Raw genomic sequence first — 16,416 nt, 5'->3', positions numbered from 1 at the left:
CGATGCGGGCACCTGCTGTGCGTCGGCCCCGCATCGATCACCACGCCCTCGAGGTTCCGCCTACGGCTCGGGCGGCGCCGCGAGCCAGTCGTCGATCCCGGCCAGGAGCTCGGCCTTGAGCGAGTCGGGCGCGGCCGAGGCACGGATCGACCCGGCCGCCAGGGTCGCGAGCTGGGCGTCGGCGAGGTCGTGGGCCGCGCGCACGGCGGCGTACTGCCCGAGCAGCCGCGAGCCGAACAGCAGCGGGTCGTCAGCGCCGAGCGCGATCGTCGCGCCCGCGGCCATCAGCGTCGGCACCGGCACCTCCGCCAGCGAGGAGTAGACCCCGAGCGACACGTTGGACGTCGGGCAGACCTCCAGCGCGATCCCGGCCTCCACCACGCGATCGAGCAGCTCCGGCGCCTCCGCCGCGCGTACGCCGTGGCCGAGCCGTGTCGGGTGCAGCGCCTCGATCACCGTCTCGATGTGGGCGGGCCCGAGCAGCTCCCCGCCGTGCGGGACGAGCATGAGGCCGGCGCGCTCGGCGATGGCGAAGGCGTGGGCGAAGTCCGGGGTCGAGCCGCGGCGCTCGTCGTTGGAGAGGCCGAACCCGGAGACCCCGTTGCCGGCGTACTGCGCCGCGAGGCGGGCGAGGATCCGGGCGTCCAGCGGATGCCGGGTGCGGTTGGAGGCGATGATCGTCGACATCGCGAGACCGGTCTCGCGGGAGGCGGCGGCGACGGCGTCGAGGACGAGGTCGGTGAAGGCCGTGATGCCGTCGAACTTCGCCGCGAAGCCCGACGGGTCGACCTGGATCTCCAGCCAGCGGCTGCCGTCGGCGACGTCGTCCTCCGCCGCCTCGCGGATCAGCCGGTAGATGTCGTCGGGCGTGCGCAGCACCGAGCGGGCGATGTCGTAGAGCCGCTGGAAGCGGAACCAGCCCTTCTCGTCGGCCGCCGACAGCTCCGGCGGCCACTCCGTGACGAGCTGCTCGGGCAGCCGGATCCCGTCCCGGGCGGCCAGCTCGAGCAGCGTCGAGTGCCGCATCGACCCGGTGAAGTGCAGGTGCAGGTGGGCCTTGGGCAGGGCCCGCAGATCACGCGTCATCGCGTGCCCTGGCGGCGTTGTCGTCGCTCGACGACCGCTCCGCCCCTCAGGTCGCCTTCGCTCCTCCGCCTTGCCAGGACACGCGCTGACGCGCGATCTCCGATCACGCGAAGAGCTTCTGCAATCTCGTGATGCCCTCGACGAGGTCGTCGTCCCCGAGCGCGTAGGAGAGCCGCAGGTAGCCGGGCGTGCCGAACGCCTCGCCCGGGACCACCGCGACCTCGACCTGCTCGAGGATCCACTCCGCGAGGTCGGCCGACGACGCGATGCCGGTCCGCTCGAGGAGTCCCTTGACCGAGGGGTAGACGTAGAACGCGCCCTCGGGCAGCGGGCACTCGACGCCGTCGATCTCGTTGAGCATCGCCGTGATCGTCTTGCGACGCCGGTCGAAGGCGGTGCGCATCTCGTCGACCGCCGAGAGGTCGCCCTCCAGCGCGGCGATCGCGGCGCGCTGCGACACGTTGGCGACGTTGGACGTCGCGTGCGACTGCAGGTTGGTGGCGGCCTTGACGATGTCGGCGGGGCCGATCATCCAGCCGACCCGCCAGCCGGTCATCGCGTAGGTCTTCGCAACGCCGTTGAGGATGACGGTGTCGTCGGCGATCTCGGGGCACAGCGTCGCGATCGAGCCGGTCTCGACGCCGTCGTAGAGCAGGTGCTCGTAGATCTCGTCGGTCACGACCCACAGCTCGTGCTCGGCGACCCACGCGCCGATCGCGCGGATCTCGTCGGCGGTGTAGACGGCGCCGGTCGGGTTGGAGGGGGAGACGAAGAGGAGGATCTTGGTGCGCTCGGTGCGCGCGGCCTCGAGCTGCTCGACGGTCACCTTGTAGCCCTGCGTCTCGTCGGCGAACACCTCCACCGGCACACCGCCGGCGAGCTGGATGCACTCGGGGTACGTCGTCCAGTAGGGCGCCGGGAGCAGCACCTCGTCCCCGGGGTCGAGCATCGCGGCGAACGACTCGTAGACCGCCTGCTTGCCGCCGTTCGTCACGAGCACCTGCGCGAGGCTGATGTCGAGCCCGGAGTCCCGCTTGGTCTTGGCGACGATGGCGGCCTTGAGCTCGGGGAGCCCGCCGGCGGGGGTGTAGCGGTGGTTCCTCGGGTCGCGCGCGGCCTCGACGGCGGCCTCGACGATGTAGCCGGGCGTGGGGAAGTCGGGCTCGCCGGCGCCGAACCCGATGACGGGCCGCCCGTCCGCCTTGAGCGCCTTCGCCTTCGCGTCGACCTTCAGCGTGGCCGACTCGGCGATGGCGCCGATCCGCTGGGAGATGCGACGGTCGCGAGGAGAGCTGCTCATGGTCCTCACTCTATCGGCGTGACTACGCTGATCGCATGAGCGAGCGAAGCGAGCGAATCATTCAGCGCGGCCTTTTCCGAGCCTCATCGGCGCCCGCAGCGAAGCGAGGACGCCGATGAGCGTTTACGCCGTCACGGACCCCGCCACGGGTGAGGTTGTCCAGGAGTTCCCGACCGCGACCGACGCGGACGTCGAGGCGGCTCTCGCCGCCACCACCGAGGCCTGGCGCACCTGGTCGAAGACCTCGACCGTCGCCGAGCGCGCGGCCCTGATCAAGCGGGTCGCCGAGCTCCACGACGAGCGCAAGGAGGAGCTCGGCGCGATCATCGTCCGCGAGATGGGCAAGCCGCTCGCGGACGCCGTCGGCGAGGCCGAGTTCGCGGGCGCGATCTTCGCGTACTACGCCGACAACGCCGAGAAGCTGCTGGCCGACCAGCCCATCGAGCTGCTGGACGGCTCCGGCTCCGCGGTGGTCAAGCGCTCGCCGTACGGCGTGCTGCTGGGGATCATGCCGTGGAACTTCCCCTACTACCAGGTCGCCCGCTTCGCCGGCCCCAACCTGTGCACGGGCAACCCGATCATCCTCAAGCACGCGCCGCAGTGCCCCGAGTCGGCCGCCGCGATCCAGCAGATCTTCGACGACGCAGGGTTCCCGAAGGGCGCCTACGTCAACCTCTACGCCACCAACGAGCAGGTCGCCACGATCATCGAGGACCCGCGGGTCGCGGGCGTCTCGCTCACCGGCTCGGAGCGGGCGGGCGCAGCCGTCGCGGAGATCGCCGGGCGCAACCTCAAGAAGGTCGTGCTCGAGCTGGGCGGCTCCGACCCCTTCATCGTGCTGGGCTCCGAGGACCTCGACGCGACCGTCGAGGCCGCCGTCGCCGCGCGCCTGGACAACACCGGCCAGGCCTGCAACGCGGCCAAGCGCTTCGTCGTCGCGGCCGACCTCTACGACAGCTTCGTCGCGAAGTTCACCGAGAAGGTGCTCGCGAGCGCCGAGGGCATCACCCCGCTCTCCTCGGAGGCGGCCGCGTCGCGGCTGCAGGAGCAGGTGGATGCCGCGGTCGCGGGCGGCGCCTCCCTGGCATCGGCCGGGGAGCGCCGCGGGGCGTTCTTCCCGACCGGCGTCCTCACCGGCGTGACGCCCGAGAACGACGCCTACTACGAGGAGCTCTTCGGGCCGGTAGCCATGGTGTTCAAGGCCGCCGACGAGGACGAGGCCGTGCGGATCGCCAACGACACGCCGTTCGGCCTCGGCTCCTACGTCTTCACCCCCGACGCCGAGCAGGCTGCCCGGGTCGCGGAGAGGATCGAGGCCGGCATGGTCTTCGTCAACGGCGTCCTCGCCGACGGCGTCGAGCTCCCCTTCGGCGGCATCAAGCGCTCCGGCTTCGGTCGCGAACTCGGCACCCTCGGCATCGAGGAGTTCGTGAACAAGAAGCTCATCCGCATCATCGAATAGGGCTTTAGATCCGCCGAGTGGGGCCTTGGATCCCGCGAGTGGGGCCTTGGATCCGCCGAGTGGGGGCTTTGGCTTCGCCGTACGACGCCAAAACCCCACTCGCATGATCTAAAGCCCCATTCGGCCTGATCTAAGGCCCCACTCGACCTGATCCAAGGCCCCACTCGGCGTGGTGAGCTAGTGCGCGGCGTTGGTGTCGTCCTCGACGATCGGGTCCTGGGCGTCCTCCTTGGCCTGGTCGTCCTGGGCGCCGGGGGCGCCGAGGTCGGGGTCCTGGCGGACCAGATCCTCGATCCGCTTGCCGCAGTCGGGGTCGACCGCCTTCCAGTACGCGAAGGCGCGATCCAGGACCTCGCCGGTGACCCCGCCGAGCAGGTGCCCGGCGACGGTCTTCACGAACGCGTCGCGCTGCTCGTCGTCCCACACCTCGCGGACCAGGATCCCGGGCTGGGTGAAGTCGTCGTCGTCCTCGCGCAGCGTGTAGGCCTGCCGGACCATCTCGCCGTCGGTCTCCCAGCCCGGGTCGACCTCGCCGACGTTGTCCGAATAGCCGCGGCCGAAGGAGTTGGGCGCGTAGACCGGGGCGTCGCCGTGGTGGTCGTAGGCCATCGGCCCGTCCTGGGTGTAGGTGTTCACCTCGACCCGGGGACGGTTCACGGGCAGCTGGAGGTAGTTGGCGCCGATCCGGTGACGGTGGGTGTCGGCGTACGCGAAGGCACGGCCGAGCAGCATCTTGTCCGGGCTGAACCCGATCCCGGGCACGAGCGCGGACGGCTCGAAGGCCGCCTGCTCGATCTGGGCGAAGAAGTTGTCGGGGTTCTTGTCGAGCGTCATCGTGCCGACCTTCACGAGCGGGAAGTCGCTGTGCGGCCAGATCTTGGTGAGGTCGAACGGGTTCAGGTGGTAGGTCTTCGCCTCGTCGTACGGCATCAGCTGGACCGACAGGGTCCACGACGGGAAGTCGCCGCGGTCGATCGCCTCGATCAGGTCACGACGGTGGAAGTCGGCGTCCTCGCCGGCGATCCTCGTGGCGTCCTCGTCCGTGAGGCCCTGAACGCCCTGGTTCGAGTGGAAGTGGTACTTCACCCAGTGCCTCTCCCCAGCGGCGTTGACCCACAGGTAGGTGTGCGAGCCGTAGCCGTTCATGTGGCGATAGGACTTCGGGATGCCGCGGTCGCCCATCAGGTAGGTCACCTGGTGCGCCGACTCCGGGTTGAGCGACCAGAAGTCCCACTGCATGTTGTTGTCGCGCAGACCGGTGCCGCCGCGTCGCTTCTGCGAGCGGATGAAGTGCGGGAACTTCATCGTGTCGCGGATGAAGAAGACCGGGGTGTTGTTGCCGACGAGGTCGTAGTTGCCCTCGTCGGTGTAGAACTTCAGCGCGAAGCCGCGCGGGTCGCGCCACGTGTCGGGCGAGCCCTGCTCGCCGGCCACCGTCGAGAACCGAGCGAGCATGTCCGTGCGGACGCCGGGCTGGAAGAGCCCCGCCCTCGTGTACGCCGACACGTCCTCCGTCGTCTCGAAGAACCCGAACGCGCCCGACCCCTTGGCGTGCACGTTGCGCTCGGGCACCCGCTCGCGGTTGAAGTGCGCCATCTGATTGAGGAAGTGCACGTCGTGCAACAGGATCGGGCCGTCCGGCCCGACGGTCAGCGAGTTGCGGTCGCTCGACGCGGGCGCGCCGGTGTCGGTGGTCGAGCCGAGCTCGGCCTCCGGTGAGGGAGCGGTCTTGATGGACGTGCCGTCGTCGGGCTGCGGGAGGTCGGTCATACCTGCCGACTACCCGGTCGGTCCCGGGCTATGCGGCTCCGGGCGATGCGGATGAGCCGAGCGACGCTGCCTCCGCGGCGAGCCTGGTGATCTCCGCCCAGTCACCGCCGGCGAGGGCCGCGGGCGGGGTGAGCCAGGTGCCGCCCACGCAGCCGACGTTGGGCAGGTCCAGGTACGCCGTCGCGTTGGCGGGACGGATCCCGCCGGTCGGACAGAACCTCGCCGTCGGCACGACGGTGCTGAGCGAGGCGAGGAAGGTCGCCCCGCCGATGGCCGCCGCCGGGAAGAACTTCATCTGCGTGATCCCCGCCTCGAGGATGGCCAGGATCTCCGACACCGTCGCGGTGCCGGGCAGGAAGGGCAGCCCGGTCTCGAACATCCCGTCCAGCAGTCGTGGCGTGGTGCCGGGCGAGACCAGGAAGCTCGCGCCCGCGGCGGCGGCCTGCTTGGCCAGCTCGGGGGTGACCACGGTGCCCGCGCCGAGGGTGATCTCGGGGACCTCGTCCGCGATGGCGCGGATGGCGTCGAGCGCGACCGGGGTGCGGAGGGTGAGCTCGATGACCGGCACGCCGCCCGCGACGAGCGCACGGGCCACCGGCACCGCGTGGTCGAGGTCGTCGATGACGACGACGGGGACGACGGGGGAGAGCGAGAGCAGGTCGGCGTGACCTGACGTGGTGGGCTCAGGCAACGGAGGACTCCTTGGTGCGGGCGTTCGTGGAGACGCCGACGGCGGTGGGGATGCCGGGGTGCCGCGGCCGCGCCGCCGGCTGGACGACCCGGGAGCCGGCGAAGACCGACGCGCCCTGGTCCGCCCGGCCGACGGCGTGGCGGAAGGAAGCGAAGAGCTCGCGCCCGGTGCCGACCCACTCCTCGTCGGAGAGGGCGTGGCCGGTGGCGGGGCGGAAGGCGAGCTCGTCGGCCGGCACGTCGACCGTCAGCACGCCGCGCTCGGCGTCGACGGTGACCAGGTCGCCGTCGCGGACCTTGGCGAGCATCCCGCCGAGCGCCGCCTCGGGTGTGACGTGGATGGCGGCGGGGACCTTGCCGGACGCACCGGACATCCGGCCGTCGGTGACGATCGCGACGCGGGCCCCGCGGTCCTGGAGGACGCCGAGCGCGGGCGTCAGCTTGTGCAGCTCCGGCATGCCGTTGGCCGCCGGCCCCTGGTAGCGGATGACGGCGACGAGGTCGCGGTCGTCGCAGGCGCCGGAGGCGAAGGCCGCGAGGAAGTCGGCCTGGTCGTCGAAGACCATGGCGGGGGCCGTGACGACCCGGTGCTCCGGCTTCACCGCCGAGGTCTTGATCACCGACGTGCCGAGCGGGCCGTGGAGCACCCGCAGGCCGCCGTCGGCGGAGAACGGCTCGCTCACCGGGCGCAGCACGTCGACGTCGTACGACGTCGCGGGCCCGTCCACGAAGACGACTCCGGGCGCGGTGCGGTGGGAGCCGAGCCCCTCGGGGTCGAGCCTCGGCTCGGCGGTGTAGCGGGAGAGGCCGCGGCCGAGGATCGTCTCGACGTCCTCGTGCATCAGACCGGCCTCGAGCAGGCTCCGGATCATGAGCCCGATGCCGCCGGCGGCGTGGAAGTGGTTCACGTCGGCCTCGCCGTTGGGGTAGATCCGGGCGAGCAGCGGCACGACCGCCGACAGGTCGGAGAGGTCGTCCCAGGTGAGCGCGATGCCCGCCGCGCGGGCGATGGCGACGAGGTGCATCGTGTGGTTGGTGGAGCCGCCCGACGCGAGCAGGGCGACGCAGGCGTTGAGGATCGCCTTCTCGTCGACCAGCTCGCCGATCCCGGGCCCGCCGCCCAGGGTGAGGGAGGTGAGCTGGGCGGCGGTCGCTCGGGTGAGGGCATCGCGCAGCTCTGTGCCCGGGTTGACGAAGGAGGAGCCGGGCAGGTGCAGGCCGAGCACCTCCATGAGGAGCTGGTTGGAGTTGGCGGTCCCGTAGAAGGTGCACGTGCCGGAGGAGTGGTAGGACGCCGACTCCGCGGCCAGCAGTGCCTCGCGGCTGACCTTGCCCTCGGCGTGCAGCTGCCGGATCCGCGACTTCTCGGCGTTGGGCAGCCCCGACGTCATCGGGCCCGCGGGCACGAACGCGGTGGGCAGGTGGCCGAAGGAGAGGGCGCCGATCATCAGGCCGGGGACGATCTTGTCGCAGACGCCGAGCATGAGGGCGCCGTCGAACATGTCGTGGGAGAGCGCGACGGCGGTCGACATCGCGATCACCTCGCGGCTGAAGAGGGAGAGCTGCATGCCGGGCCGGCCCTGGGTGATGCCGTCGCACATCGCGGGCACCCCGCCGGCGACCTGGGCGATGCCGCCGGCACGGGTGACGGCGTGCTTGAGGACGGGCGGGTAGTCGGCGTACGGCGCGTGCGCGGAGAGCATGTCGTTGTAGCTGGTCACGATCGCGACGTTGGGCTTGCCCTGCGGCGCGGTGATCTCAAGCTCGCGCTTGTGCTCGATCGGCGCGGCAGCGAAGCCGTGGGCGAGGTTGCCGCAGCCGAGCCGCCCGCGGGCCGGGCCCGCGAGGCGTGCCTCGGCGATCCGGGCGAGATAGGCGGAGCGGGTGGGCGCGCTGCGCTCGACGAGGCGCGCGGTGACGGCGGCGAGGGTCGGGTCGACCGGGGGACGGAGCGTGTCGGGGGTCACGTGACCCACGGTTCCAGAGACTTTGGATCGATACAAGCACTGGTTAGGTATTTTTTCGACAAAAGTAGTGGCTAGGATCTCCGCCATGCCCGACGCGCCCGCCACCGCAGGCGGCCTCCTCGACCACCTCCGTGCCGGACGCGCGCGCACCCGCGCCGACCTCCAGCGGCTCTCGGGCCTCTCGCGCACGGCCGTCGGGGCCCGCCTCGCCGCGCTGGAGGAGGCGGGCCTGATCGAGGAGGGCCACGAGCAGGCGCCGACCGGCGGCCGCCCCGCGGGGGCGCTGCGGTTCCGGGCCGACGCCGGTGTGGTCCTCGCCGTCGCCATCGGCCGCAGCCGCAGCCAGCTCGCGGTCTTCGACCTCGTCGGCCGTGAGCTCGCTGGCGACACCCGCGACCACGAGGTCGGCGTCGGGGCCGAGGAGCTGATGCCGCTCGTCGTCGAGCGCCTCCGGGCGATGGTGGCCCCGATCGACCTGCCGATCGCCGGGGTCGGCATCAGCCTGCCCGGGGTCGTGGACGAGCGCCGGCGGGTGAGCGTCGACTCGCCCGTCATGGGCGGCTGGGACGGCGTCGAGCTGGTGCCGTTCCTGCGGACGCTCACCGACGCGCCCGTCTTCCTCGCCAACGACGCCGACACGATGGCCCGCGCCGAGCTCTTCTCCGGCACGCCCTATCGCGACCTGCTGGTCGTGAAGGCCTCGACGGGTCTCGGGATGGGCGTCGTGGCCGACGGCCGGGTGCTCACCGGCGGCCTCGGCGCCGCGGGGGAGATCGGGCACACCCGGATCGGGGCCGGCGACCTGCCCTGCCGGTGCGGCGCCGCCGGCTGCCTCGAGTCGGTGGCCGGCGGCTGGGCGCTGGTCAACGCGTTCAACGACTCCGGCCGCACCGCCGGGCACGTCCGCGACCTCGTCGCGATGGCGCTCGCCGGCGACTCGGTCGCCCGCAACCTCCTGCGCGAGTCGGGTCGCGAGCTCGGCGAGGTGCTCGCCGTCGCGATCAACCTGCTCAACCCCGAGGCCGTCGTCCTCGGCGGCGACATGGGCGCGGCCTTCGAGGTCTACGCCGCCGGCGTCCGCGAGAGCGTGTACGCGCGGTCGACCGCGCTGGCCACCCGCGACCTCCAGTTCCTGCCCGCCGCCCACGGCGACTCGGCCGGCCTGATCGGCTGCGCCGCGCTGGCGCTCGACCACGTCCTCGCGCCCGCGGCCGTGGACGAGCGGCTGTCGAGCCCGGATCCGCGGTTCAGCGGTGGGCCAGCTCGGCTCGCGTCGGCGGATCGGCACCCGGTCGGCTGACCGTCACCGCGGCCACCGCGGCCGCATGGGCGAGCACGTCCTGCCAGGTCGCGGCGTCCAGCCCGCGCAGTCGCTCGCGGGCTCCGGCGCCGAGAAGGTCGAGCTCCCAGAGCCGGTCGATCACCCCGCCGCAGAACGAGTCGCCGGCCCCGATCGTGTCGGCCACGGTCGCCCGCACCGCCGGCACCGACGTCTCGTCCGAGCCGGTCAGGCAGCGGGCGCCCTCGCCGCCGCACGTCACGATGACGGCCGCCGGCCCGAGGTCGAGCAGGAACCGCGCGCTCGACACCAGGTCCTGGCCGGGGAAGAGGCTCTCGAGATCCTCGTCGGAGGCCTTCACCACATCCGCCCGCGCCGTCACCGCCTCGACCCGGCGGCGCACCTCCTCGCGCGTCCCCATCGCCGCCAGCCGGACGTTGAGGTCGTAGCTCACGGTCGCCGTGGGCCGCAGCCGGTCGAGCAGCGCGAGCACGGTCGCGGCGCCCGGCTCGAGCACGGCTCCGAGCGAGCCCGTGTGGACGACGCGCGGCGCTCCGGCGGAGACGGGCGCGGGCGGATCCCAGCTCAGGTCGAAGACGTACGACGCGGACCCGTCGCTCCCGATGCGCGCCGTCGCCGACGACGTCCGCCTCCCCGGCCGCCGTCCGGCCAGCAGGTGGACGCCCTCGCTCTCGAGGTGGGCGACCAGCCGGTCGCCGTACGCGTCCTCGCCGAGGTCGGTGAGCAGGGCCGTGGGCCGGCCGAGCCGGGCGAGACCGACGGCGACGTTCGCCGGGCTGCCGCCGGGCCGCTCGGTGACCCGGCCCGCGCCGTCGTGGACGACGTCGACGAGGGCCTCGCCGATGACCAGCGCCTCGGGCTCGCGTCGTGGGGGCACGCCGTCAGTCTGCACCCGAACGCGCTCTCAGAGCGCGCGGCGGCCCAGCGCGGGCTTGCCGAGGACGACCAGGTAGCGGCAGCCGTGCGCGGACGGGTTGGCGAACGTGCAGTCCTGCGGCGTGCCGAGCTGCAGGCAATCGCCGGCGTTGAGCTCGTGCGTCTCCGCGCCCTCGCGGAACCGCAGCCGCCCGGCCAGCACCCAGATCTGCTGGTCGACGAAGCGGAAGCTCTCGGCCGGGTAGGACACCTCGGCGCCGGGCGGGAGCTCGACCTCCACCAGCTCGACGCCGGTGCTCGCCGGCGGCGAGACCGCCCGCCGCGCGTACGACGTCTCGGGATCGGTCCACAGCGGCTGGTCGCGCCGCCGGGCGAGCCGCGCGGTGCCGCCCTCCGCACGTGCGATCAGCTCGGAGAGCGTCAGGCCGAGCGCCGAGGAGAGCTTCGCGAGCAGGGCCGCGGTGGGCTGCGCCTCGCCGCGCTCGACCTTGGAGATCATCGCCCGCGAGACGCCGGAGGCCTCGGCGAGCGACGCGACGGTGAGGCCGCGCCCCGCGCGTGCGCCCTGGATCGCGGCCGCCAGCGCGGCGCCGAGGTCGTCGGAGCCCGCGGGGCTGGCACCATCGTCACTCATACAACTACTATAATGGACATGAGCGACGACTCCGCGAGCCGGACCATCCGCGTGGCGACCGCTGCCGACGCGGCTGCGTGCGCCGCGATCTACGCGCCCTACGTGGCCCACACCCCGATCACCTTCGAGACCGAGGTGCCGGGCGTCGAGGAGATGACCCGGCGCATCGCGCAGGCCCAGGAGCGTCACGTGTGGCTGGTGCTCGAGGAGGACGGCGTCGTCACCGGCTACGCCTACGGAGGCTCCTTCAAGTCGCGGGCGGCCTACGACTGGGCGGTCGAGGGGAGCGTCTATCTCGACGAGTCGTCCCGCGGGGGCGGCCGCGGCCGGGCGCTCTACGCGGAGCTGATCGAGCGGCTGGCGGCCCTGGGGTACCGCCGCTTCATCGGCGTGATCGCGCTGCCCAACGAGGCGAGCCTGCGGCTGCACCGGTCCTTCGGGTTCGCCGACGTCGGCACGCTGCACCGCGTGGGCTGGAAGCACGGCGCCTGGCACGACGTCGCCTACCTCGAGCTCGACCTCGCCGACCCGGAGGGCGACGGCGATCCCGCGTCGCCCCCGCGCGCGCTCGGGCGGCCTCGCGGCCGAGCTCTCGGCTGAGCTCGCGGGCCACGGTGTCGCCCGGGGCGCGTCCGCCGGGCTCGATTGGTGCTCCGTCTGGCAGCGCCGTAGACTCCTCGACTGGTGGATTTCCCACATGATGTTCTGCGCCCATTTTCCGGGTTCGGGGCGTCACGTGGCCCAACAGGATCCATCGGAGGGCACTAGCTCAACTGGCAGAGCATCGGTCTCCAAAACCGAAGGTTGGGGGTTCAAGTCCCTCGTGCCCTGCACCGACGTTGGACGAGGAGAGGCATGTCTGAGAGCACGACCAGCCCGGCCCCGCGCAAGCGGGACGGCGGCGAGAAGCGGACCAGCCCCTTCACGTTCTACCGGCAGGTGATCGCTGAGCTGCGGAAGGTCGTCTGGCCGACGCAGCAGCAGCTGACCACCTATTTCATCGTCGTGCTGGTGTTCGTGCTGATCATGATGGCGATCGTGTCGCTCCTCGACCTGGGGCTCGGCAAGTTCTTCTTCATGGTCTTCAACGGCCGCGACTGACGAGTTTTCTAGAGCTGATGGAGTGAGCGTGTCTGAGCAGGAGTTCGAGTCCACCCCCGAGACCGACGAGGTCGAGGTGGTCGAGGAGACCGACGAAGCCGTCAAGACCGACGAGAACGACCCGCTGGAGGCTTTCCGGCGCGAGCTGTGGGCGAAGCCGGGCGACTGGTACGTCGTGCACACCTACTCCGGCATGGAGAACCGGGTGAAGTCCAACCTGGAGAACCGCATCATCTCCCTCAACATGGAGGACTACATCCACGAGATCGTGGTCCCCACCGAAGAGGTCTTCGAGATCAAGAACGGCCAGCGCAAGAAGGTCAAGCGCACCGTCCTCCCCGGCTATGTCCTGGTCCGGATGGACCTCAGCGACGAGTCGTGGGCCGCGGTCCGCCACACCCCGAGCGTGACCGGCTTCGTCGGCCACCAGCACCAGCCGGTGCCGCTGTCCATGTCCGAGGTCGAGTCGATGCTCGCTCCGGCCGTGGTCGCCGCCGCCGAGGCGGAGGCCGAGGCCGCTGCCGCCGGCACCGCCGCCACGGGTGGCGCGGGCACGATCCTCGCCTCCAAGAAGCCGGTCGAGGTGGCCGACTTCGGCGAGGGCGACTCGGTCATGGTCGTCGACGGCCCCTTCGCCACCCTGCACGCCACGATCACCGAGATCAACGCCGAGTCGCAGCGTCTCAAGGCGCTCGTGGAGATCTTCGGCCGCGAGACCCCGGTGGAGCTCAGCTTCAGCCAGGTCTCCAAGGTCTGAGGTTTTGGAGAGTCCCCGGCTGATGCCGGAGACTTCTCCGTTGGATCGGCTCGCCTGACGTCGTACGCGACGGCGAAGGAGCCAGTGGCAGAGGCGTCCGCCTCGTCATGACCACGCGAAGAGAGAGAGTGAGCATGCCTCCCAAGAAGAAGATCGCTGCCCTGGTCAAGGTGCAGCTCAACGCCGGGGCCGCGACCCCGGCCCCGCCGGTCGGCACCGCGCTCGGCCCGCACGGCGTCAACATCATGGACTTCTGCAAGGCCTACAACGCCCAGACCGAGTCCATGCGCGGCAACGTGATCCCCGTCGAGATCACCATCTACGAGGACCGCAGCTTCGAGTTCATCACCAAGACGCCCCCGGCCGCCGAGCTGATCAAGAAGGCCGCCGGCCTGGCCAAGGGCTCCTCGGTCCCGCACAAGGACAAGGTCGGCAAGCTGACCAAGGACCAGGTCCGCGAGATCGCCACCACCAAGCTTCCCGACCTCAATGCCAACGACATCGAGGCCGCGATGAAGATCGTCGAGGGCACCGCCCGTTCTATGGGCGTCACGACCGAGGCCTGAGGAGGAGACTGACATGCAGCGCAGCAAGACCTACCGTGCCGCGGTTGACTCGTTCGACAAGAACGAGATCTTCAGCCCGCTGGCCGCGATCAAGATCGCCAAGGGTGCGAGCAAGAAGAAGTTCGACGAGACCGTGGACGTCGTCATGCGTCTCGGCGTCGACCCCCGCAAGGCCGACCAGATGGTCCGTGGCACCGTGAGCCTGCCCCACGGCACCGGCAAGACCGTCCGCGTCATCGTGTTCGCCAACGCCGAGAAGGCCGAGGAGGCCCGCGCCGCCGGTGCCGACGAGGTCGGCGGCGACGAGCTCATCGAGCGCGTGGCCGGCGGCTGGACCGACTTCGACGCGGCCGTCGCGACCCCGGACCTCATGGGCAAGGTCGGCAAGGTGGCCCGCATCCTCGGTCCCCGTGGCCTCATGCCCAACCCGAAGACCGGCACGGTGACCACCGACGTGGCCAAGGCCGTGACCGACATCAAGGGCGGCAAGATCGAGTTCCGCGTGGACCGTCACGCCAACCTCCACTTCATCATCGGCAAGGCCTCCTTCTCCGAGGCCCAGCTGGCGGAGAACTACGCCGCGGCGCTCGAGGAGGTGCTCCGGCTCAAGCCGGCCAGCTCCAAGGGCCGCTACGTCAAGAAGGTCACCGTCTCCACGACGATGGGTCCGGGCGTCCAGGTGGACCCCAACCGCACCCGCAACGTGGCCGGCGACGACGAGGCCTGATCCTCGGCCGACTCGGTGAGCGGGCCTCGCACCTCCGGGTGCGGGGCCCGTTCGGCGTTCCTGGCACGTGCCCCAGCCCTACGCTGGCGACGTGGCGTTGTGGAGGGGGAGGTCGCTCTGGGCCCGGATCGGGCTGGTCGCGCTGGCCGTCGTCCTGGCGCTGGTCCTGCTCAAGGTGCTGAGCGACATCACCACCAGGCACAGCGCCAAGGGCAAGGCCCGCGAGGCGGGCACCCAGGCGCTCCAGCGCCGGGGCGAGGCGCTGGAGCGCCTCGAGGAGAAGGTACGGCAACTGGCCGGCGCCCTCGGCCCGGAGGCCGGCCGCTGGACCTACCTCTCGTGTGAGATCACGTCGATCGACGCCGGCTGGGTGCCGATCGACTACGAGCAGGTCTGCACGATGCAGGCCGTGGCCGTCTTCGACGCGGCGACCGCGACGTCCGCCGAGATCGCGGCGCGAGTGGGCCGCGGAGCCGCGGTGAGCGGCGAGGAGGAACAGTGCGGCACCTCCATCTACGTCCCGGTCCAGAGCGGGAGTCCTGGTGCCGGTGGCCACCTCGCCTGGTACGGCGCCGGCTGCCAGGACCCCCGCACCTCGATCAGCCTGCACGACGATTACTCCTGGGAGGCGGTGGGCTTCCGGGAGGACGCCGACCCCGTCACCTTGCCCGAGGGCGGCAGCTGGGTGGCCGTCACCGCCGGCTCCGAGGAGGTCAGGTCGGAGACGCTCGGGTGCGTCGGCATCCCGATCTACGGCTGCAACGGCGCCCTCGAGGATCCGCTGCTCCCGGAGCGATCCTGAGCGCTCGCGACGATTTGGCGGGACCCGGAGCGCGTCGTAGAGTTCCTCCCTGAAACCAGAGACCGCCGGTTCCTCGCTCCACCAGGAGAGAGGTGAAGGTTCCGCGAAGCGGACGGCCTGCGCAGGTGACAGAGCACGATGACGGCGTACGACGTTCCGCCGGAGTTCCCGCCCTGAGCCTGCGCTCGGGGCGTTCGTCATTTGAGGGCCACGGGGGTCTCGCCCACGGAAGAAGGAGACCCATGGCGCGGGCAGATCGCAACGCGGCCGTCGCGGAGATCGTTGGCGAGTTCAACGAGTCCGCTGGTGCCGTGCTGACCGAGTACCGCGGTCTCACCGTCAAGGAGCTGCAGAACCTGCGCCGCTCCCTCGGTGCGAACGCCAACTACGCCGTGGTCAAGAACACGCTGACCAAGATCGCCGCCAAGGAGGCGGGCTTCGACGGTCTCGACGACTTCCTCGCCGGCCCCACCGCCGTCGCCTTCATCAAGGGTGACGTCGTCGAGGTCGCCAAGGGTCTGCGTGACTTTGCCAAGGCCAACCCCGCTCTTGTCATCAAGGGCGGCTTCCTGGAGGGCAAGGCGCTCGACGCGTCCGAGGTCGGCAAGCTCGCCGACCTGGAGTCGCGTGAGGTGCTCCTTGCCAAGCTCGCCGGCGCCATGCAGGCGTCGCTTGCCCAGGCGCTCTACGTCTTCAACGCCCTGCCGAGCAAGGCCGCGCAGCTCGCTGCCGCCCTCGCCGCCAAGGCCGCCGAAGACCCCACGATCCTCGCAGGTGGTGCCGGCACTCCGGTTGCTGCCGAGGAGGCACCAGAGGCCGCGGTCGAGGAGACCGCTGCCGACACCACCACCGATGCGGTCGAGACCGAGGCTGACGCCCCGGCCGAGACCGAGAACTGAAAGGAAGGCCAATCATGGCGAAGCTCAGCACTGACGAGCTGCTCGACGCGTTCAAGGAGCTCAGCCTCATCGAGCTCTCCGAGTTCGTGAAGGCGTTCGAGGAGACCTTCGGCGTCACCGCCGCCGCTCCGGTGGCCGTCGCCGCCGCCCCCGCCGCGGGTGGCGCCGGTGGCGCTGCCGAGGAGGCCGCTGCCCAGGACGAGTTCGACGTCGTCCTCGAGGCCGCCGGCGACAAGAAGATCAACGTCATCAAGGAGGTGCGCGCGCTCACGTCCCTCGGCCTGAAGGAGGCCAAGGACCTCGTGGAGGCCGCCCCCAAGACGGTTCTCGAGAAGGTCAACAAGGAGACCGCCGACAAGGCGAAGGAGGCCCTCGAGGCCGCCGGCGCGTCGGTCACCCTCAAGTGACCCCTGCTCGCTAGAGCACCTCGTACGGGAGGGGCATCCGCAATTGCGGGTGCCCCTCCCGTCTTTGGCTAC

Annotated in this window: 17 protein-coding genes and 1 tRNA gene; 11 read left to right on the top strand and 7 right to left on the bottom strand. The window is 71.2% G+C overall.

The genetic code is table 11. The annotated features are described in order from the left end of the window. Nucleotides 1-60: 60 nt before the first annotated feature. Both QM572_RS03640 and QM572_RS03635 read right to left on the bottom strand, forming a co-directional pair. Entirely contained in the window at nt 61-1,086 is a 1,026-nt protein-coding gene (locus QM572_RS03640) for an adenosine deaminase (protein WP_415090134.1), read from the bottom strand. Nucleotides 1,087-1,189: 103 nt separating this feature from the next. Beyond that, the gene (locus QM572_RS03635; RefSeq protein WP_415090132.1) at nt 1,190-2,386 is read right to left on the bottom strand and encodes a pyridoxal phosphate-dependent aminotransferase; all 1,197 of its coding nucleotides are present in this window, start codon (nt 2,384-2,386) and stop codon (nt 1,190-1,192) included. 115 nt (nt 2,387-2,501) lie between these two features. On the opposite strand from QM572_RS03635, the gene QM572_RS03630 reads away from it, so the two are divergent. Then, nucleotides 2,502-3,848, top strand: coding sequence for an NAD-dependent succinate-semialdehyde dehydrogenase (locus QM572_RS03630; RefSeq protein ID WP_415090130.1), 1,347 nt, complete (start codon nt 2,502-2,504; stop codon nt 3,846-3,848). A gap of 177 nt (nt 3,849-4,025) precedes the next feature. Here the strand turns inward: QM572_RS03630 and QM572_RS03625 are convergent, their stop codons facing one another. The 3 genes from QM572_RS03625 to edd are packed head-to-tail and all read right to left on the bottom strand — an operon-like array spanning nt 4,026 to nt 8,275. Further along, nucleotides 4,026-5,618, bottom strand: coding sequence for a catalase (locus tag QM572_RS03625; protein ID WP_415090128.1), 1,593 nt, complete (start codon nt 5,616-5,618; stop codon nt 4,026-4,028). 28 nt (nt 5,619-5,646) lie between these two features. Next, complete coding sequence (gene eda, locus QM572_RS03620) at nt 5,647-6,309, bottom strand: bifunctional 4-hydroxy-2-oxoglutarate aldolase/2-dehydro-3-deoxy-phosphogluconate aldolase (RefSeq protein ID WP_415090126.1); 663 nt, start codon at nt 6,307-6,309, stop codon at nt 5,647-5,649. Beyond that, nucleotides 6,302-8,275, bottom strand: a complete 1,974-nt coding sequence (edd, locus tag QM572_RS03615; RefSeq protein WP_415090124.1) for a phosphogluconate dehydratase — start codon at nt 8,273-8,275, stop codon at nt 6,302-6,304. Before edd ends, eda begins: the two co-directional genes overlap by 8 nt. A gap of 85 nt (nt 8,276-8,360) precedes the next feature. On the opposite strand from edd, the gene QM572_RS03610 reads away from it, so the two are divergent. Beyond that, the gene (locus QM572_RS03610) at nt 8,361-9,575 is read left to right on the top strand and encodes an ROK family protein (protein ID WP_415090121.1); all 1,215 of its coding nucleotides are present in this window, start codon (nt 8,361-8,363) and stop codon (nt 9,573-9,575) included. On the opposite strand, the gene QM572_RS03605 is transcribed toward QM572_RS03610, so the two are convergent. Further along, complete coding sequence (locus QM572_RS03605; RefSeq protein ID WP_415090119.1) at nt 9,523-10,452, bottom strand: carbohydrate kinase family protein; 930 nt, start codon at nt 10,450-10,452, stop codon at nt 9,523-9,525. The genes QM572_RS03610 and QM572_RS03605 overlap by 53 nt on opposite strands. A gap of 27 nt (nt 10,453-10,479) precedes the next feature. Then, on the bottom strand, nt 10,480-11,085 hold the full coding sequence (locus tag QM572_RS03600; protein WP_415090116.1) for a helix-turn-helix domain-containing protein: 606 nt from the start codon (nt 11,083-11,085) through the stop codon (nt 10,480-10,482). A gap of 18 nt (nt 11,086-11,103) precedes the next feature. Here QM572_RS03600 and QM572_RS03595 point away from each other — a divergent pair, with 18 nt between their 5' ends. The 9 genes from QM572_RS03595 to rplL all read left to right on the top strand — a co-directional run bounded on the left by QM572_RS03595 (nt 11,104) and on the right by rplL (nt 16,344). Then, nucleotides 11,104-11,685 (top strand): GNAT family N-acetyltransferase, encoded by a 582-nt coding sequence (locus QM572_RS03595; protein ID WP_415090113.1) that lies wholly within the window; start codon nt 11,104-11,106, stop codon nt 11,683-11,685. Between the two features lie 158 nt (nt 11,686-11,843). After that, nucleotides 11,844-11,916 (top strand) — tRNA-Trp (locus QM572_RS03590). Nucleotides 11,917-11,940: 24 nt separating this feature from the next. After that, nucleotides 11,941-12,186: a preprotein translocase subunit SecE gene (secE, locus tag QM572_RS03585; protein WP_415090111.1), complete on the top strand. Its 246-nt coding sequence runs from the start codon at nt 11,941-11,943 to the stop codon at nt 12,184-12,186. Nucleotides 12,187-12,208: 22 nt separating this feature from the next. After that, nucleotides 12,209-12,943 (top strand): transcription termination/antitermination protein NusG, encoded by a 735-nt coding sequence (gene nusG / locus QM572_RS03580; protein WP_415090109.1) that lies wholly within the window; start codon nt 12,209-12,211, stop codon nt 12,941-12,943. 134 nt (nt 12,944-13,077) lie between these two features. After that, nucleotides 13,078-13,509 carry a 50S ribosomal protein L11 gene (rplK, locus tag QM572_RS03575; protein ID WP_415090106.1) on the top strand — a complete coding sequence of 144 codons (432 nt, stop codon included), beginning with the start codon at nt 13,078-13,080 and terminating at the stop codon, nt 13,507-13,509. A gap of 13 nt (nt 13,510-13,522) precedes the next feature. Further along, complete coding sequence (gene rplA, locus QM572_RS03570; RefSeq protein WP_415090104.1) at nt 13,523-14,236, top strand: 50S ribosomal protein L1; 714 nt, start codon at nt 13,523-13,525, stop codon at nt 14,234-14,236. A gap of 91 nt (nt 14,237-14,327) precedes the next feature. Beyond that, nucleotides 14,328-15,038, top strand: a complete 711-nt coding sequence (locus QM572_RS03565) for a hypothetical protein (RefSeq protein ID WP_415090102.1) — start codon at nt 14,328-14,330, stop codon at nt 15,036-15,038. 242 nt (nt 15,039-15,280) lie between these two features. After that, nucleotides 15,281-15,937, top strand: a complete 657-nt coding sequence (rplJ, locus tag QM572_RS03560) for a 50S ribosomal protein L10 (RefSeq protein WP_415090100.1) — start codon at nt 15,281-15,283, stop codon at nt 15,935-15,937. A 14-nt stretch (nt 15,938-15,951) separates the two neighbouring features. Continuing rightward, nucleotides 15,952-16,344: a 50S ribosomal protein L7/L12 gene (gene rplL / locus QM572_RS03555; protein ID WP_415090098.1), complete on the top strand. Its 393-nt coding sequence runs from the start codon at nt 15,952-15,954 to the stop codon at nt 16,342-16,344. Nucleotides 16,345-16,416: the final 72 nt, after the last annotated feature.

Origin of the sequence: Nocardioides sp., assembly GCF_047607365.1 — a bacterium.
Taxonomy (GTDB): domain Bacteria; phylum Actinomycetota; class Actinomycetes; order Propionibacteriales; family Nocardioidaceae; genus Nocardioides.
The sequence above is the reverse complement of the archived record's forward strand: the minus strand, read 5'-3'. Positions and strand labels throughout refer to the sequence as shown.

Coding starts and splice junctions, on each gene's coding strand:
- QM572_RS03640 (WP_415090134.1), bottom strand. CDS start 1,086: ATGACGCGTGATCTGCGGGCCCTGCCCAAGGCCCACCTGCACCTGCAC.
- QM572_RS03635 (WP_415090132.1), bottom strand. CDS start 2,386: ATGAGCAGCTCTCCTCGCGACCGTCGCATCTCCCAGCGGATCGGCGCC.
- QM572_RS03630 (WP_415090130.1), top strand. CDS start 2,502: ATGAGCGTTTACGCCGTCACGGACCCCGCCACGGGTGAGGTTGTCCAG.
- QM572_RS03625 (WP_415090128.1), bottom strand. CDS start 5,618: ATGACCGACCTCCCGCAGCCCGACGACGGCACGTCCATCAAGACCGCT.
- QM572_RS03610 (WP_415090121.1), top strand. CDS start 8,361: ATGCCCGACGCGCCCGCCACCGCAGGCGGCCTCCTCGACCACCTCCGT.
- QM572_RS03600 (WP_415090116.1), bottom strand. CDS start 11,085: ATGAGTGACGATGGTGCCAGCCCCGCGGGCTCCGACGACCTCGGCGCC.
- QM572_RS03595 (WP_415090113.1), top strand. CDS start 11,104: ATGAGCGACGACTCCGCGAGCCGGACCATCCGCGTGGCGACCGCTGCC.
- secE (WP_415090111.1), top strand. CDS start 11,941: ATGTCTGAGAGCACGACCAGCCCGGCCCCGCGCAAGCGGGACGGCGGC.
- rplK (WP_415090106.1), top strand. CDS start 13,078: ATGCCTCCCAAGAAGAAGATCGCTGCCCTGGTCAAGGTGCAGCTCAAC.
- rplA (WP_415090104.1), top strand. CDS start 13,523: ATGCAGCGCAGCAAGACCTACCGTGCCGCGGTTGACTCGTTCGACAAG.
- rplJ (WP_415090100.1), top strand. CDS start 15,281: ATGGCGCGGGCAGATCGCAACGCGGCCGTCGCGGAGATCGTTGGCGAG.
- rplL (WP_415090098.1), top strand. CDS start 15,952: ATGGCGAAGCTCAGCACTGACGAGCTGCTCGACGCGTTCAAGGAGCTC.